This window comes from Shewanella sp. Arc9-LZ, assembly GCF_010092445.1.
Classification (GTDB): Bacteria; Pseudomonadota; Gammaproteobacteria; order Enterobacterales; family Shewanellaceae; genus Shewanella.
On the sequence record NZ_CP048031.1, the window covers coordinates 2562653 to 2580003 of the forward strand.

Below are 17351 nucleotides of genomic sequence, written 5' to 3' on the forward strand. Positions count from 1 at the left end.
TCATCAACATAAAGTTTAGTTCGATTAGTTTTGGTAAGACAAATAAAATAATTTGGTAATGATCAATTGCAATTGTTGGTAACGTGTTATATAAATGTATCTGTTGATTAAAACAACAACATTGGTAATACCAAATCAAACAATTTCTTTGGGGGGAATTATGAAGTTGAATAAAATAAGCGCCATGTTCAGTGGCGCAAAAAACAAAGCCAACAATATAACCATTTTTGGCGCGACTTTAACAGCCATGTTAACGATGCCAGCATTTGCAGCAGAACCTGTAGCACAAACTGAAGCGGAAAAAGTTAATACAAGTGAAATTGAAGTTATAGCCGTTCGAGGTATATTTGGCAGCTTAAAAGCCGCTAACTTACTTAAACGTACTGACGAACGTATTGTCGATGTTATCGTTGCTGAAGATATTGGTAAATTACCTGACAACAACATTGCCGAAGCATTGCAACGCATAACAGGTGTTTCTATTGAATCTGATTTTGGTGTCGGTGAATCTGTCACTATCCGTGGTGTATCAGAAAACCTTATTCTGCTCAATGGCCGCTCAACAGCAGGCCCAGGACGTGGCGGTATTAGTTTAGATGACTTCCCTGCTAGTTTCTTAAAAACAGTTGAAGTGATTAAATCTCCAACACCTGAAATGATTGAAGGTGCTTTAGGTGGCACAGTTAACATGCAGACAGTACGCCCATTAGAACTTAGTGAGCCGCTAATTGCGATTACCCTCGACGGTGAATACGCAGACAAAACTGAAAATGTTGCACCTAACTTTACCGCCGCTGTCGGTAATAGCTGGGATTTAGGTGATGCCGGTACCTTCGGTGCTGCAGCTAACGTATCGTACCAAGACCGTGAATTACGTCGTGACGAGTATTTTAACAAGGTCGATTTACAAGACGATATCGATTTAGACGGTGATGGCACTGTTGATGTATCTGGTGGCCCTAACGGCAAATACCTTCGTAGAACAGAAAGTACAGTAGAACAAAAAACAGAACAACGTGAACGTACAGCATTTGGTTTATCACTACAGTGGGCGCCAACCAGCGAAGAGCTTAATTTCTACGTTGACATGAACTCGACAAAACTGGATGGCGGCCAAGCGGCTTATTCAATTCTCGATGTTGGTGGTACCGTGGTGCCAAGAAGTGATTCCTACTACGATGGTAATGGACAACTGCAAAATTACGACCTAAGTGGCGTATTGGTTATTCCTAAAACCTGGAGTGACTTTACAACATCAGAAACAACTTCTCATGCTATTGGTGGTGAGTGGAATATTACTGATAACATCGAAATCTCAGGCGAATATTCAATTTCGAAATCAGAAGAACGTCAAACAGCTTCTGAATTTAACTTACGTCCAATTGAACGCACAGACCCTACCCTTGATTTAGTCACACATACCAGCACAGCAAGCATGACTAATGGTAGTGGCATTCCATCTTATGTCTTTGAAGACACAGGTATGTTAACTAATCCAGACAACTTGGTATTCCGTGAGTTTTACCACAAAACATTAGACACAGATAACGAAGAACAAGCATTACGCTTTGACTTTAAAATCCATGATGTAGGTGTAGATTTTATCTCTGCAATAAAAACGGGCGTTCGTTTTACGGATAGAGATTACAGTTCAAATCGCTTTGACTTAGCACCTAACGGAACCACGCTTAAAGATGCTTATAAAAAAGCTAAAAACGCAGACGGTTTATACAGCCCAACCTGGATTGATAACCCAATTATCAGCGATAGCTTTAAAACAATAAACGCCAGTAACTCGTTCGACCAAACCGGTATTGCGGGTCAAAACGACTTATTAACATACAACGTGTATGACGCTGAAAAGCTGCAAGATGCTCAAGCAACCTATTTGTTAGCTCAGCAAATGCTAGCAGGTACCACTTATGCAATGAACGGTACTTTAGCTGACAACATAGTTGAAGACACTGGCGCATATAAGTTCATCAACGAAAAGACTCGTGCTATCTATGCACAGTTTCATTTAGATTTTGATGACATTACTGCAGTGGTTGGTGGGCGTTATATTCAAACAGAATTAGAATCAAGCATTGTCGATTCTGTAGACAGTAACGGTAACAAAATCCTCAATACTGGTAGTAACGATTATTCAGACTTTTTACCTAGCTTGAATGTCACTTATACTTTATCAGAAGAAACCTTAATGCGTTTTGCGGCTGCTAAAGTGATGCGCCGTGCTGATTTTGATGAATTAAGTCCTGCATTATCAATCGATAACTCTTTAGTTACCGGTACTCAAGGTTCGTACCAGTTAGAACCGTATCGTGTTACTCAATATGACCTTTCTGTAGAGCATTACTTCGGCGATGGTGGTTTACTTTCTGCAGCAATTTTCTATAAAGACGTTAACTCGTTCACCCAAACCGACAGCAGCTGTTTAGCTGACTCAAGCACGATAAGCGGACAAAATACCACCCAGTGGAATAATATTTGTTTACTTAACACCGCGGGTCAAAGCCAAGGTGACATTGTTAATGCGACTCAAGACCAAGGTTTAGCATATGTTGATGCTCAAAAAGCCGCAGGTCAAACGGGTATCGTCATCGACACTGATGTGAATGGTGGTAGCGGTGAAGTCAGAGGTTTGGAATTAGGTTACCAGCAACAGTTCAGCTTTTTACCCGGCATTTGGGCAGGTTTAGGTGTTAACGCAAACTATACCTATGCAGATAGTGAGCAACCCGATGGCAATCCATTACTGAATATTTCTAAGCACACCGCTAACACTCAAGTTTACTGGGAAGGTGAAGAAGTTCAGTTACGTTTAGCCTACAACTGGCGTGACCGTTATTTAGACGACCAAAGCACCAAGCGTGTACAAACTGTTGGCGCTTTAGGTTATAACGTTTTCAACCAGAATGACCCTTCTGCTGACAACTACGACCCTACCGTGGGTAACAGCTACCGAGAAGATAGAGGCCAACTTGATTTTTCAGTTAGCTGGGATATCAACGAAAACTTCACTGTTGTAGCCAATGCGGTAAACCTAACGGGTGAACCAATTGTTTATACTACTGAGCTAGATTCTATCTGGGCTTACAGTGAAGCAGACCGTCGCTACACTCTTGGTGTTCGAGCTAAGTTTTAATCAACTGATGTCTTAAAGTAGAGCCTATCAAATTGATAGGCTCTACCATTAACGACAACAATATTATTGACCGTCACTACAAACGATATTAGAGCGTTAAATGGACCTGACACTAGCAGCGGCTTAACGCGGTATGTATGTGCAGGGTCATATAAACGATTTATTAGTTGATATAAATGTCGAATTACAAATAGCGATACCTTGCTACCACACCATCATTAATTCTAGTTTTAGTTAACAACCAACAACGCCATCCTTACCAATCACATTTTTGGTATAACATTGGCAAGATAATTGGTTGACAAAAATCTTAGTATTACTTACAATTTTGTAATACCACCTGATAACCAATTCAAGCAAGAGTAAGCGTCATTGTTACCGATATTTTCAGTCCGGCAATATTAAATGATAAATAATGAGTCGTTTTGAAGAGTAAACAGGAATACACCATTTGAAAGGACATTAACCCACTCAATTGGCTTATAGCAATCCTGAACTCAAGATGGCTCTTTATACAAATTACATAGCGCACTGGCACATTCGGTGAGCTGAATAAAATTGAAATACGCATTTACCAATATATTTAGGAGTTAGACATGACAAAGCCAGTCATCGGTTTTATCGGCCTTGGCCTTATGGGCGGCAACATGGTTGAGAACTTACAAAACAGAGGTTACCAGCTAAATGTAATGGACCTTAACAAAGAAGCGGTTGCTACATGTGTTGCTCGCGGTGCAAAAACCGTAACGACAGCAAAAGAACTTGCTGCATCTAGCGACATCGTTATGCTGTGCTTAACCACATCTGCCGTAGTTGAAAAACTGGTTTATGGTGACGATGGTATTCTCGCGGGCATTAAAGAAGGTTCTGTACTGGTTGATTTTGGTACATCAATTCCTTCATCTACGCGAAAAATTGGTGCAGACCTTGCGGCAAAAGGCGCAGGTATGATTGATGCCCCACTCGGCCGTACTCCTGCTCACGCTAAAGACGGTTTACTCAACATCATGGCAGCTGGCGATCTTGAGACCTTTAATAAGGTTAAACCAGTATTAGACGAGCAAGGCGAAAACGTATTCCATTTAGGTGCATTAGGCGCAGGTCACACGACTAAGCTAATCAACAACTTTATGGGTATGACTACCGTTTGTGCTATGTCTCAAGCCTTTGCTGTTGCAGATCTTGCTGGTGTTGACCGTGCGCAACTGTTCGACATCATGTCAGCGGGTCCATCTAACTCACCGTTCATGAAATTCTGTAAAAACTATGCAGTAGACGGTGTAAGCGATTTAGGCTTCTCTATTGCTAACGCTAACAAAGATCTTGGCTACTTCTTAAAAATGGTAGAAGACTTAGGCACAGAATCTAAAATTGCTGAAGGTTCATCTGCTAATCTACAAGCTGCATTTGACGCGGGTTTAGGTAACGGCAATGTACCTGAGATATTTGACTACTTTGTAAAACTAGCCAAGTAATTCATAAAGCTGAGTGAATAAAACCTTTTCATCTGTGACGATTGCAGATGAAAAGGTCTATATCAAAACTAAAGCCAAAACTTAAACTAAAGCCATAACTAAAACTAAAACTAAAACTATCATTAAGACTCTACATTACCCTTCGCTACATAACCTTTCACTGAAGCACTTTTAACTTCACTACTTTTAACTACACCATTCTACACTACACTTCTGTTGATTAAAAAAGTCACTCTGTATAAAGTCATTCGGTATAAGTGTTATTACCGCTACGACTACCGCTAACGTCTACAGTATCGATTTCAATACTCATCAACACTTAGACTTTATTTCCCGTGTAACACCAATGCATGCTGGTTAAACATAATATAATCGCAGACTTCAATATCCATGAGTGCATGAAAACACCAACTGATTTGCCGGACGATTACAGCCATCACTTCTTCTGTATTGATATTATTTAACAATGGATCAGGACCATTGCCTCTATCTAGTCATGTATGTCGACAACGGTTGTTTCAAATCTCACTCAGATTAAGTCACACTCAGATTAAGTCACACTCAGATTAAGTCACCATTTTATTATTATCACTAATGGTCAATACTAGTCGGTTGCTCTAAATATAATGTTGTCTAAATGTGTTCTCAAATCCACACTTATGTAGCGGTAGATTAAACTCACGATATTGTTTTTACGTTAAACAGATAAGGGTAATCTAACAAAAAACCGAGCGCCACAGCCGGGTTCGGAGCGATAGTCAATGCTTCCGTTCATTGCTTCAACAAGCTCCTTACAAAGGGCTAAGCCTAAACCCGTGCCTCCTTTCACTTTAGAGCTGCTTGCATCTGCTTGCGAAAACTTTGCAAATATTTTGCTCTTAAAATCTTCAGGGATTCCGGCTCCTTGGTCTTGTACAGCAATTTCAATTTCATCAGAAGTGAGAGTCGCAGACAATATTACACTCCCCGATTCGGGAGAAAATTTAACCGCATTGGATAGAAAATTAGTCAGAATTTGTAACAGACGATGCTCATCAACATATACAAATAACTCATCTATTTGCTTATCTACATGTAACGCCAAAGTGATTTTATGCAGGTCTGCGTATGGTTGATGATCATTGATAGCTCTTTGTAAAAGTGGAACTACATTTAATCGTTTCATTTCAAACAACATTTTACCAGCAGCCAGTTTTTCAATATCTAATAAGTCATTGATCAAACGACTAAGCTGCTTGCAGTTACTGCTCGCAATCTCAACCAACTTCTCCGCTTTTGCAGGTAGTGTGACCAACTTACCAGACTGCAATAAACTTAATGCGCCATAAATTGATGTTAACGGAGTGCGAAGCTCATGACTCACAGTTGAAATGAATTCATCTTTAATTTTCTGTAATGTCATCCGCTCGGTAATATCTTGCACAGAACCTATCATTATCTTATCCGGATTCTGATCTTCGGCAACCAGCTGTCCTAATTCATGTACCCAGCGAACATCCCCATTAGGGCGGATGATTCGGTAAACTTCGTTAACAATACCTGTCGAACGAGTCTGCTGCTCATTTTTAAGCACTTTATCGATATCGTCAGGATGAACAGCATTTTTAAACAATGTAGAACTCGGCACCACATCTTCAGCGTTAAACCCAAAAATTTGATAAATAATAGGTGACCACCAAAATGTTCCATGCTCAAGCGATGCATGCCAATAACCAATTTTGGCTTGCTCACTCGCTAAATCAAGACTTTGCTGAGTAACATTCAGCTGAAGATTGAGATCCTCAAGTTTGAGATAGTATTCTTTAGTTTGGGTAATATCATGAATATAGCCATGCCATAACGTACTACCATCTGGCATCCTTTCCGGTGTTGCTCTGCCTAATAACCATATTATCGACTTGTCATCCCGGTAAACACGATATTCCTGTTCCCATATAGTCAGTTGTTGGCTAGAGACTTCAATACTCTGAACAACTGCAGGAACATCTTCAGGATAAATTGTAGAAAATGCATTGGAAGCATCTGTAAGAACATCTTCCGGTTTAACACCATAAATATCTTCGATTCCAGAGCTAGCATATGGGAATGCGCTACGTCCGTCTGGCCACACCTGATACTGATAAACCACACCCGGAAGCTGCTGTGTCAGTTTGTACAATTGGTCTTGCAGTTTTTTTTGCTTGCTCACATCCTGTATAAAACCATTAAGGAATTGCACTTTACCTGCACTATCATATTCAGCGGAGCCCCGCTCCTCTACCCATTTAACCGAACCATTTTTATGTACTATACGGTAATTAAATACCCAACTAGTTCGACTAAGCAGAGACTCTTGTACGATTTTATCAAGCAAAGCGCGGTCTTCAGGATGGATAATATTAACGTAACTGCGAGAATAATTATCGGTGAATTCACTGGCTGGATATCCTGAAAGCGAATAAATATAGTCACTCATAAAGAGCATGGTCCATTTTTTATCAGGATTGCATCTGTAGGTAACGCCTGGAATATTAGCAACCAAAGTCTTAAACTGGTCACGACTCTGCAGTAAATCTAACTCGCTATCTTTTTGTTTTGTTATGTCGGCACGAGTGCCATACATCATCAATGGCTTACCATTGCTGGTCTTTGAAATCACTCTACCTTTATCATGTATCCAAACATAATGACCATCTTTGTGTTTCATTCGGCATTTAAAGTCATAAAATGGATTTTCATCATTAAAATGCTCTTGCAATGATGTACTAGATTTTATGTTGTCATCGGGATGTATTCTAGCAGCCCATGTTTCGTTAGAAATGGGTTCAAGTTCAGCAAGGGTATAACCAATAATCTCGGCCCAGCGTTCGTTTAATACGGTATCACCCGTTTGAACATTCCACTGCCAAGTGCCGACTCTAGTGCCTTCCTGCACCGACCGATACATGAGTTCACTCGCGGCTAATTGTTCATGTGCTTGATTTTGTAATCTATCAATAATTTCTTGTTCAATACTTTTAGCAAAACCGTATGCGATGTTTCGTTCTTTGTCAGTGAAATGGCGAGGTTTACTATCAATAAAGCAAAGTGTGCCAATTTTTTCACCATTACACACTAAAGGCACACCGGCGTAAAATCGGATATATGGCGCAGATACAACTAATGGATTGTCTGCAAACCGTCTATCAAGCAGAGCATCAGCAACTTCAAAAATACTTTCGCCTAAAATAGTATGGCCACAAAATGAAATGTCTCTGCTTGTCTCACATGCATCTAAACCTTGTTTCGACTTAAACCATTGACGATTGGAATCGACTAATGAGATAAGCACAATTTCCGTGCCTAAACAAAGTTGAGCCAAATGCGTTAAACGATCAAAACGTTCCTCTGGCCCCGTATCTAACAGGCCAGTATTATTTAGCGCGGTAAGTCTTTCTGTCTCGGAAATAGGTAATACAGGAGTTTGCATAAGTTACTCTTGATTGTGGATTTCTTGAGAGATTAAGCTAGCTTGATAAATAGATTCTAACCTATCACCAAGACTCATAGCATCGAAGGGTTTTTCAATCACAGCAACTGCACCAACAGCCAAATATTCCTGCTTTTCAGAATCCTGAATCCTGGCTGTCATAAAAACAACAGGAATGTTTAGACAATTTGGCTTTTTACGAATTTCATTCAGCGTTTGTATACCATCCATACCCGGCATCATGGCGTCTAACAATATTAAATCTGGGGTAAAACCCTCAACTTGGCTAATGGCCTCTTGGCCGCCATCACAAGCCAACAAGGTAAATCCACATATATCAACGAGAGCCATTTCAACAATGATTCGAATCGACTCATCATCCTCTACGTGTAAAATTTTATCTAATTGCATGCCGACTCCAGTTTGATTGGTGTAAACCCCAAATATGTCGAATTTTATCGACTAATATTGCATTATAATTATTGTTGAAGCAAACTAAGCTATTGATTAACAATAAATCCTAACTTTTTATGACGATAGGACATCCATTGGAACTCAATAATACAGTAAACTGCTGTTATCTTTTCTATAGTGTACTTAGAAAGTCATCATGGTCCGAGAGTCATACATATGAAATCTACTAAAATTACTGCTCAGCAGCAGCCCCTTGATGAAATGAATAAACATGACATTAATAATTTTAGATCAGAATCTGATAATAAGGAGCTAGAAAGTTTACTTAAGCCTTTTGGTGGTAATGAAAAGTTTTATCGGCGTTTACTTAAGGTTTTTGAAGCAAATCTGGATCAGCAACTGAATAATCTAGAACAGATGATCTTGCAAAACAACACCAATGAGATATTGGTCATTGTTCATACGCTTAAAGGGACTTCTGGGACAGCTGGCTTAACATCAATCTATCAAGCCTTATGTGCCTGGGAGATAAAACTCAAGGACGCGAATAGTTCAAATGCTTTTGAGATACTTTGTGTCGAACTGGCGCCCCAGTTACGTTCAGTGACACAAGCTGAACTATCAAGAATCCATGCTTTATTAGCAGAAAAAGAAGTTGAAACACAACACCTAACAGTTGATTATTCAATCCCAGAGCTCACCGCTATGCTCGCAGAACTGAAACAACACCTAGAAAATAACAATCTAGAAGCGGTGAATATCATCCTAAATCTGCAAAATATGTTGGCTAATAATTTATTGGTTAAGCATGAATTAGCAGTGCTATATGATGCAGTAGAAATATTAGATTTCGACAATGCACTTGTTGCATTATCTTCATTATCCAACAAGTTGTAATAGCCATTTAGCCGTTACTTGGTGTAAAAGTAGATTTATCTTTGATGCCACTAGGCAAATATTAAACAAAAAGTGTTATTCCACTAATATACCATCCTGCACAAAGGGTCCATTGCTACTAAATAAGTGGCTACTAAATAAGTGGCTATTAAATAAGTTGCGGCCAAATATATACCTTGGCAACTTTTAGTGAACCCACTATCGACGTATAATGTCCGCGAACTCTTTAAACGTTAGGCATTAATGAAAAATAACATAGAGATAGTCGATCTGCTGCGTGAACGCATTCCGTCATTTGAATGTAAGCCAGGTTGTCACGATTGTTGTGGTCCAGTAACCACATCTTCAGAAGAAATGGCACGCCTCCCCTTTAAAACTAACGCCCAACATGAAGCCGCATTAAAAGAGTGGAACTGCGTATACTTAGGTCCAAATGGTTGCGAGGTTTATGAAGAGCGCCCATTGATATGTCGTGTTTTTGGCACAACACCACGTATGCCTTGCCCTGAGCACCGTCGACCGGAAGTGATGATTGACACAAAAACTGAGGCGCAGATCCATCACTATATCGCCAACACCCGCCAAGTACTGGTTTGACATTTAATCTGTAGTAAATACAGCAGTGATAGAACCTGCCAGAACAGATAATATTTATGTCTGGTAAGGCTGCCGAGGAATACCAGTCAATGCATTAACAAGGCATGCCAACGACACACGAACAATGATTATGCTGATATAAATGCATTTTCGTATTCACGAAAATGCCAGCATAAGACTAAATGTTAGATGAGCTTAAAACTCACCATTCGCGACAGTACCATTTGTCACTTCAATATCTTGTAAATCAGCATGTAAAAAGAAAGGACTTTCTACATCATCAAGTGTATTTTTTACATCTGGATCATCGTACTGTGCAACACAGGTGTAACCCAGACTATAATTACCCGCTACCACAAAACCAAACTCATAGCCTTGGCCTATCACTTGATTGTTTTGATCTAAAATAGCGTTAACTCTTGAAGAAGCAATAGGCGCAGCGTCTGGAGCAACGACGGCATCAATATTAAAATCAGCCATATTTTCTAATAGCGCAGTATCTTGATATAAATAAACCGCATGGCTAAATGCACTTCCGCCAGCGGCAACTTCACATTGAGTCATCATGTCAGCAGGAATACTTCCCTCAATCGCACCAACTTCAGAAATGTTATGTAACTGCACCGACGTAGGTTTTAAAGTCCAGTAGTCTTTATTGCCATGGGGGTCTTGTAATCCACTAGACAGATCAAACTCAGCAACAAAGCTATTTGTGCCTGCTGCAATCGTAAATGCCTTATTAAAAAATAGCCGTCCAGTATCGGTATCCGTTGCACCGACTCCGCCACATGAACCATTACTGTTTGTCGTTAAACCAAATAAATTATCGTCATTGGTTATGACATATGAACTGTCCGCATTCGGGGTTTCACTTCTTTGCATATAAATACACATTTGGTATTCACCAACAGGAATACTTTGCCCACTCACAAGTGTGTCAACTGCTTGCCCTTGAAATTCAAGTAAATTAACTTGTTTCAAAGCACCATCATCTGACACATCAAACGAAATACTCCCCGAGTCATTTTTTAACACAACTTGTTTAAAAGCGATCGTCACGTCTTTGGCATCACTTGGGTTATCTGATACACCTAAACTAAATACCCCCATTTGAGGAGAGTCTGTTTTATCGTCACTCCCCCCACAAGCTACCAGTAAAGTCGATATCGAGACGGCAAGTAACGTATTAAGCTTTTTCATAATAAACCTCATTAATCGTGCATTTTTTACTGCTTGTTTTACAACTGTAAAAAGTATTGATCACTAAATAAATCATGTTCGATTTTTATACAATCAAAATTCAATAACCCTGTAAGTATTCAATTCAGCAATATGGGCTGTTTACTGAGCTCTATAACAAAGCTCAGTAAATAACAAAGCTCAGTAAACAATTAAATTATTATATTTTTTGATAAACAAAAATTAACGACAATTTAACACCCATTTCACTTCAAAAAATATGATATTAAACGATATTTAATCAATCTCACAACCATCCCACAGTTCCATCTAGCCAGCTTGAGCAATAAGCGCTATTGTTGTCCCAAATGAACGTACACGATGGATTTTGATTGTTTACCTATAATATCAACGGTAAAGCCAGCCGCTTTTTCACTTACGCAGATCTCATTAATTGTGGTGCAACCGCGCTCGAACATAATATTGAAAATCTGCCATTACAACCTGACACCTGGCGCGCCCTGAGTTTATTGGCCACTCAAATACTGGACCCAATTGTCGACAAATTTGGCCCATTGCGTTTAACTTATGGTTTTTGTTCACCCGAGCTTGTTAGAAAAATTGCTAAAAATCGTAATCCGCATATTGCCCCAAAGCTTGATCAACATTGCTCGCACGAACTCAATCAAAATCAAAAAATCATCTGCGACCGCCTAGGTGCCGCCTGTGACTTTACCCTAGTAAGCAGCAACAATGACCAACCGATTGATATGCAGCAAGTTGCACTATGGATGTGTGAAAACCTGAAATTTGATCGCCTGTACTACTACGGTAAAAACCGACCAATACACATCAGCATTGGCCCGCAAATGAATCAATTTATACAAACCATGAAAACCAATGCCGACACCGGCCATCGAGTACCGTCTAAAAAAGGCCGTGATGAAACGGCAATCACGGTGATCCAGCAAGTGGGTTATTGATTGTAATAGGTTATAAAATCACACTGAAGCATTCAGACTTAATCATTCATATTTAAACGATTTAAATTATAGGGTTAACCATGTCTACTATTGCGTTTTATGATCAACATTCGCATGATTTTTTCGAGTCGACTGTGAATGCTGATGTCAGCGAATTGTATCAAGCCTTTGTCGCACAACTCCCTTCTAACGCACGTGTATTAGATGCTGGTTGTGGTTCTGGTCGTGACAGTAAAGCCTTTATTCAATTGGGCTTCAATGTTACCGCCATTGATGCCAGTGCCGAATTAGCCAAAGCGGCATCTGATTATATTGGCCAACATGTCACGGTTTGTACCTTTGATGAAATAGACACATCGCTTCAGTTTGACGGCATTTGGGCTTGTGCATCTCTGCTTCATGTTGAAGCAAGCGCTCTACCCAACACCTTTGAAATTTTGGCTAACAGTTTGGTTAATGGTGGCGTATTCTATTGTTCATTTAAATATGGTGATCAGGAGCGAATTCATAACGGTCGGTTTTTTACCGATGCTAATGAGTCACTATTAGAACAGTGGATTCAACAAACAGGTTTAATGATTAAACAGACTTGGGTGACTACAGATGTGCGCTCGGGTCGTGAAAACGAAAAATGGCTCAATGCCATCCTCATAAAGACGTTAAAATAGAGATGTAAAAATGAAGCTAGCAGAAGGACCTGTATTAACCAGCGGTGGTTTGGATGACCCTTTTTTACCAAAATTAACGCAAGCCATTAACCGTGCGACTAGCATTGAAATGTCGGTGTCGTTTATTCAACGATCAGGGCTAGATTTAATTTTTGATGCTTTATCCGATGCATTAGAACGCGATGCAAGTATTTCAATAGTCACCTCCGACTATCTTTTGATTACCGACCCAGTCGCATTGCGACACTTAATGATTTTGCAATCTCGTGGTGCAAAAACCAAAATATTTACCTGTAATAGCAATCAAAGCTTTCATATGAAAAGCTATATTTTCGTCCAGCAACAAACCGGATTAGCAGATATCGGGAGCGCTTTTATTGGCTCAAATAACATCAGTAAAGCGGCATTCACACACGCATTTGAATGGTGCTTGCGCCATGACTTATTGCCGAATCAAGATCCTAAAGAGTTTAACCATATCCGCCAACAATTCTTGAATATTTTCAATCATTCACAGGCAATCGATCTAAGTGATACCTTCATCAACGACTATGCCCAAAAACGTAAATTGTGTAAACCACCTTTAGCTATTGTTCATGAAACAGAGCCAGAAGAACCTGTACCTAATTCTGCCCAAGCAGAAGCCTTGATAGCATTAGCGGATACACGTTTAGCTAAGCAATCCAAGGGACTGGTTGTATTAGCCACGGGCATGGGTAAAACATGGTTAGCTGCATTTGATGTATTGCAATTCAACGCTAAAAAAGTGCTATTTGTTGCTCATAGAGAAGAGATATTAATTCAAGCAGAAAGGACTTTTAGAACCTTATTACCTCAAAGTACAACTGGCCACTTTAATGCCAAAACTAAAGTCATTGATGCTGACATTGTATTTGCATCGATTCAAACATTAGGCAAACCGGAATATCTTAATAAACTAGATCAAGCTCACTTCGACTACGTCATTGTTGATGAGTTTCATCATGCTGGCGCCGTCAGTTATCGGTTATTACTCAACCACTTTACCCCGCAATTTTTACTCGGTTTAACTGCCACACCAGAGCGCACGGATCAAGCTGATATTCTATCGTTATGTGATAATAATTTGGTGTTTGAGCGAAACATAATCGACGGGATTGAATCAGGCATTCTGGTACCATTTCATTACCAAGGTATTAAAGACGAGACGGTCGATTACCGAGAACTACCGTGGCGCAATGGTAAGTTTGATCCGCAACAATTAATGAATCTATTTGCTACACAGAAGCGCGCTAAACACGTGTTTGGCCATTGGAAAACCCACAAGCAGCAACGCACCTTAGCATTTTGCGTCTCTAAAGCTCATGCCGACTTTATGGCCCAATGTTTTTCTGCCCGAGGTATTAAAGCTGTGTCGGTGCATAGCGGCTCAGAAGTTAGGCGCGGCGAAGCACTTAGCCAATTAAACTCGGGTGAAATAGAGGTGATATTTTCAGTCGATTTGTTTAATGAAGGTACTGATTTACCCTCAATAGACACCATCTTAATCTTACGTCCGACTGAATCCAAAATTCTATTTTTACAACAGTTAGGCCGTGGATTACGCACATCTCCCGAAACCAATAAAACCTTTGTGTCTGTTATTGATTTCATCGGTAATCACATCAGCTTTTTAAATCGCCCAATGGCGTTATTGCAAGCAGCGAATGCCAATGAAGCGATTAAGCGTCTTAACAATCCTGAAATCGATTCTAAGTGCTTAATCAATATCGATCCCGAATTGGTCGACTTTTGGCAACAGCTAAAACTTGATTACACCAAAGCAGATCAACAATACCAATTACTCAAAGATGATTTAGGTCACCGCCCTACTGCCACAGAGTTTTATCACAGTGGTTATGTTTGGAGTAAAATGACCAAGCAAAATGATAGTTGGTTTGAACTGGTATTAAGCCAAGAACGTGAAGACAAAACATTACTGGCGTTAACGCCCTATTTGCCATTTTTGAGTCGTGGCGTTGAAAAAACCACAATGACGAAATGCTTTAAAGCCATTTTACTCGAAGCATTTGTTGAGTTAGACGGATTAAACCATCCACCCACAATTGAAGCGGTATGCATTAAGAGTTGGCAGGTATTTAAACGTTATCCGAAATTGTGGACTCAAGATGTTAAAACCGATTTACAGCATATTGATGTGCATTCCCCAAAATGGCGCAAGTATTGGCTAGACAACCCGATTACGTTTTTATGCAAACAAGATAAATCAGACACTCAGTCTTGGTTTGTTGTACAAGAAAATCGGTTACATGCAAATGTTGATGTAAAAGTTGATGATATTGAAGTAATGTCTACCGCAATGAGCGAATTAAGCGAATTGTTGTTAGCGCGTTATAGCCAACGCCAATCAGCATCGACACTCACTCCAATAAGCAAAACTGTACAATCGAATGTGGTTACACTTCCAATTGAAGTGAGTCGCGATGAACAGGCATCCCTTAGTTATTACCCAGATCTAAAAATTGCCTGCGGTCATTTTAAAACGGGTACTGACGACAATAGTGAAACACTGACGTTAAACTCGACCTTTAGTAAACTCGATCCATCGATTTTTTTTGTTGCTCCAGCAAGTGGTGATTCGATGAACGGCGGTAAAAATCCAATTGAAAATGGTAATTTATTGTTACTAGAACGTATTACAGCAATTAATGCTGGTTCGATTACCGGTAAAATCATGGCGATTGAAATCCAAGATGATGCAGGCAATAACCAATATTTATTACGTAAAGTGAGTAAACTCACTAATGGTCAATATCAACTTAATGCCCATAATCCAGCTTACTCACCAATACTCGCCAATGACTCAATGCAGACCTTTGCACGCTTAAAGCAGGTATTAAATGCCTCTGATTTTGTTAAATAACCCCACTTGAACCTTTGTTTAGGTCTGGCAATATTACAGTTTAATTAAGTACGATACTTAATCAAACTGCTTGTTGATAAAATCAATTTCGTCATCAATTAACGTAGGTTTTTGTTCATATTCAAGTGGACATGTTGTCGTGATATCAACGTGTTCTAAATTGGCGCGTATTACGTTAAATTCAGACTGCTTGGACAAGCAATTTAGTACATCTCGACTAAATTCGAGCATGTATTGTTGCGACACCTTTAATCTGTTTTTTTGTGAAAGCAGTAATAACGTTGCATCACGTTTTAGCTTAGACAGTTGCTTGTCTTTTTTATCTTCATGATGTGACGCAATCACTAATAAAGAAGATACATACATTTGCTGTAACACATCATCATTTAGCTGTCTCATGGTAATTACCTCGCGGTTTTTTTACAAACCAGTATTGATCCCTTCACCGTCCGGAGCGACATAGAGCCACTCATCGTCTGCATTGTTATTGGTTGGCAAGTTAATCGTAAATGGTGGAGTGAAACGATCAAGTACATTGAAATTATCATTGTAAGGGTCGACAACAGACTCAGCACTTAATAAGTTTATGTTAGCAACACAGTTTAGTGTGCCTTGTTGTATGCCGAGTGTCGCTAATAAATCGATTACTAGCGGGCTGCTGATTAAATCTACATTAATGATATCGAATGTAGTTTCTACTAAGGTGTAAACCACGGAACTGACTAAATTGTCATTGTCTTCAAGCTGTGTTCCGATTGGGCAACATATATCGCCCACAGTGACATCTAAGTCAGGCACTAAACCGGCTAGTGATAACGTACTGAAGACTGTATCAACTAAAGGCTCAATCTCTGGAAGAAAACGGTCTAAAATATCCCCTTGAGACTCAGTGCCAGTAGGACAGCTTTCACATAAAGGATTCTCTACCGGTGGTTCGACTTCAATTACAGACGTACCAGCTTCAACCCCGACCAAACAACTGACATCGGCTTCAGTTTGATTAACTTCAAAGGCTTCACACGGCGTGCCCGTTACAACCCTTTGCGACATGTAGCGCGATTGAATATCGCTAATATCAACTGGGCATTGTAACGGCGTTGAACGATATAAATGGCCAATAATACCGTCATCCGATCGGCCAATGGCATAATTAGGCCCACCTTGAAGCGCATGCAAATAACTCACGGCACCGGAAGCATCAATGTTATCAACGCCTCTATTGTCTGAGGTTTCATCGCTAATGCCTTTAATACAAGGGTTACCAGTACAGTTAGGTGAATCGTAATAAACTGGTTCACGTGAGGTAAAACGGTCATCCCTTACCCCTAAAATTGCACGGTAGTTTTTGTGTGCTGGATCGGGCGCTAATGGTGCAACGCCGCCATCAATAAACGGTACAATTGGGGTTTCGTGCTCATTTAGGCTCAGCATTTTACCTAACTTAACCCCATTACTGTCGGCCACGGTTATGTCTCTGTTTTGCTGTGCAACTTGAGATTTAACCAGCGCGTTTCTTACCGCCGATATACCCACAAAACTGCCAATGATTAAAATGGTTGTGATTAATATAAGCTCAATGGTCAACACAAAACCAGCCTGCTTACTTAACCTTGTTGATATGTTATTTATCATGTTGGCTGCCT

12 protein-coding genes are annotated in these 17351 nt (G+C 39.9%); 7 read left to right on the forward strand and 5 right to left on the reverse strand.

What is annotated here, in order from left to right; genetic code table 11:
• Positions 1–160 precede the first annotated feature (160 nt).
• Both GUY17_RS11015 and GUY17_RS11020 read left to right on the forward strand, forming a co-directional pair.
• A complete protein-coding gene (locus GUY17_RS11015) occupies positions 161–3145 on the forward strand; it encodes a TonB-dependent receptor (RefSeq protein WP_162023182.1) in 2985 nt (994 codons plus the stop codon).
• 596 nt (positions 3146–3741) lie between these two features.
• A complete protein-coding gene (locus GUY17_RS11020; RefSeq protein ID WP_101087147.1) occupies positions 3742–4620 on the forward strand; it encodes an NAD(P)-dependent oxidoreductase in 879 nt (292 codons plus the stop codon).
• 697 nt (positions 4621–5317) lie between these two features.
• Here the strand turns inward: GUY17_RS11020 and GUY17_RS11025 are convergent.
• Together GUY17_RS11025 and GUY17_RS11030 are read right to left on the reverse strand one after the other, a co-directional pair.
• Positions 5318–8068, reverse strand: coding sequence for a PAS domain-containing protein (locus GUY17_RS11025; RefSeq protein ID WP_162023183.1), 2751 nt, complete (start codon positions 8066–8068; stop codon positions 5318–5320).
• 3 nt (positions 8069–8071) lie between these two features.
• Positions 8072–8479, reverse strand: a complete 408-nt coding sequence (locus GUY17_RS11030; RefSeq protein WP_123777549.1) for a response regulator — start codon at positions 8477–8479, stop codon at positions 8072–8074.
• 219 nt (positions 8480–8698) lie between these two features.
• Between GUY17_RS11030 and GUY17_RS11035 the strand changes: the two genes are divergently transcribed.
• Positions 8699–9379 carry an Hpt domain-containing protein gene (locus GUY17_RS11035; protein WP_162023184.1) on the forward strand — a complete coding sequence of 227 codons (681 nt, stop codon included), beginning with the start codon at positions 8699–8701 and terminating at the stop codon, positions 9377–9379.
• 243 nt (positions 9380–9622) lie between these two features.
• Positions 9623–9976: a YkgJ family cysteine cluster protein gene (locus tag GUY17_RS11040; protein WP_101031310.1), complete on the forward strand. Its 354-nt coding sequence runs from the start codon at positions 9623–9625 to the stop codon at positions 9974–9976.
• 195 nt (positions 9977–10171) lie between these two features.
• Here the strand turns inward: GUY17_RS11040 and GUY17_RS11045 are convergent, their stop codons facing one another.
• Positions 10172–11176, reverse strand: a complete 1005-nt coding sequence (locus GUY17_RS11045; RefSeq protein ID WP_162023185.1) for a DUF4382 domain-containing protein — start codon at positions 11174–11176, stop codon at positions 10172–10174.
• Positions 11177–11547: 371 nt separating this feature from the next.
• On the opposite strand from GUY17_RS11045, the gene GUY17_RS11050 reads away from it, so the two are divergent.
• The 3 genes from GUY17_RS11050 to GUY17_RS11060 all read left to right on the forward strand — a co-directional run bounded on the left by GUY17_RS11050 (position 11548) and on the right by GUY17_RS11060 (position 15708).
• Complete coding sequence (locus GUY17_RS11050) at positions 11548–12138, forward strand: hypothetical protein (RefSeq protein WP_162023186.1); 591 nt, start codon at positions 11548–11550, stop codon at positions 12136–12138.
• Positions 12139–12218: 80 nt separating this feature from the next.
• Complete coding sequence (locus GUY17_RS11055) at positions 12219–12806, forward strand: class I SAM-dependent methyltransferase (protein WP_162023187.1); 588 nt, start codon at positions 12219–12221, stop codon at positions 12804–12806.
• A gap of 10 nt (positions 12807–12816) precedes the next feature.
• Positions 12817–15708: a DEAD/DEAH box helicase family protein gene (locus GUY17_RS11060; RefSeq protein ID WP_162023188.1), complete on the forward strand. Its 2892-nt coding sequence runs from the start codon at positions 12817–12819 to the stop codon at positions 15706–15708.
• Positions 15709–15765: 57 nt separating this feature from the next.
• On the opposite strand, the gene GUY17_RS11065 is transcribed toward GUY17_RS11060, so the two are convergent.
• Positions 15766–16107 carry a hypothetical protein gene (locus tag GUY17_RS11065; RefSeq protein WP_162023189.1) on the reverse strand — a complete coding sequence of 114 codons (342 nt, stop codon included), beginning with the start codon at positions 16105–16107 and terminating at the stop codon, positions 15766–15768.
• Positions 16108–16128: 21 nt separating this feature from the next.
• Entirely contained in the window at positions 16129–17340 is a 1212-nt protein-coding gene (locus GUY17_RS11070) for a hypothetical protein (RefSeq protein WP_162023190.1), read from the reverse strand.
• Positions 17341–17351 lie beyond the last annotated feature (11 nt).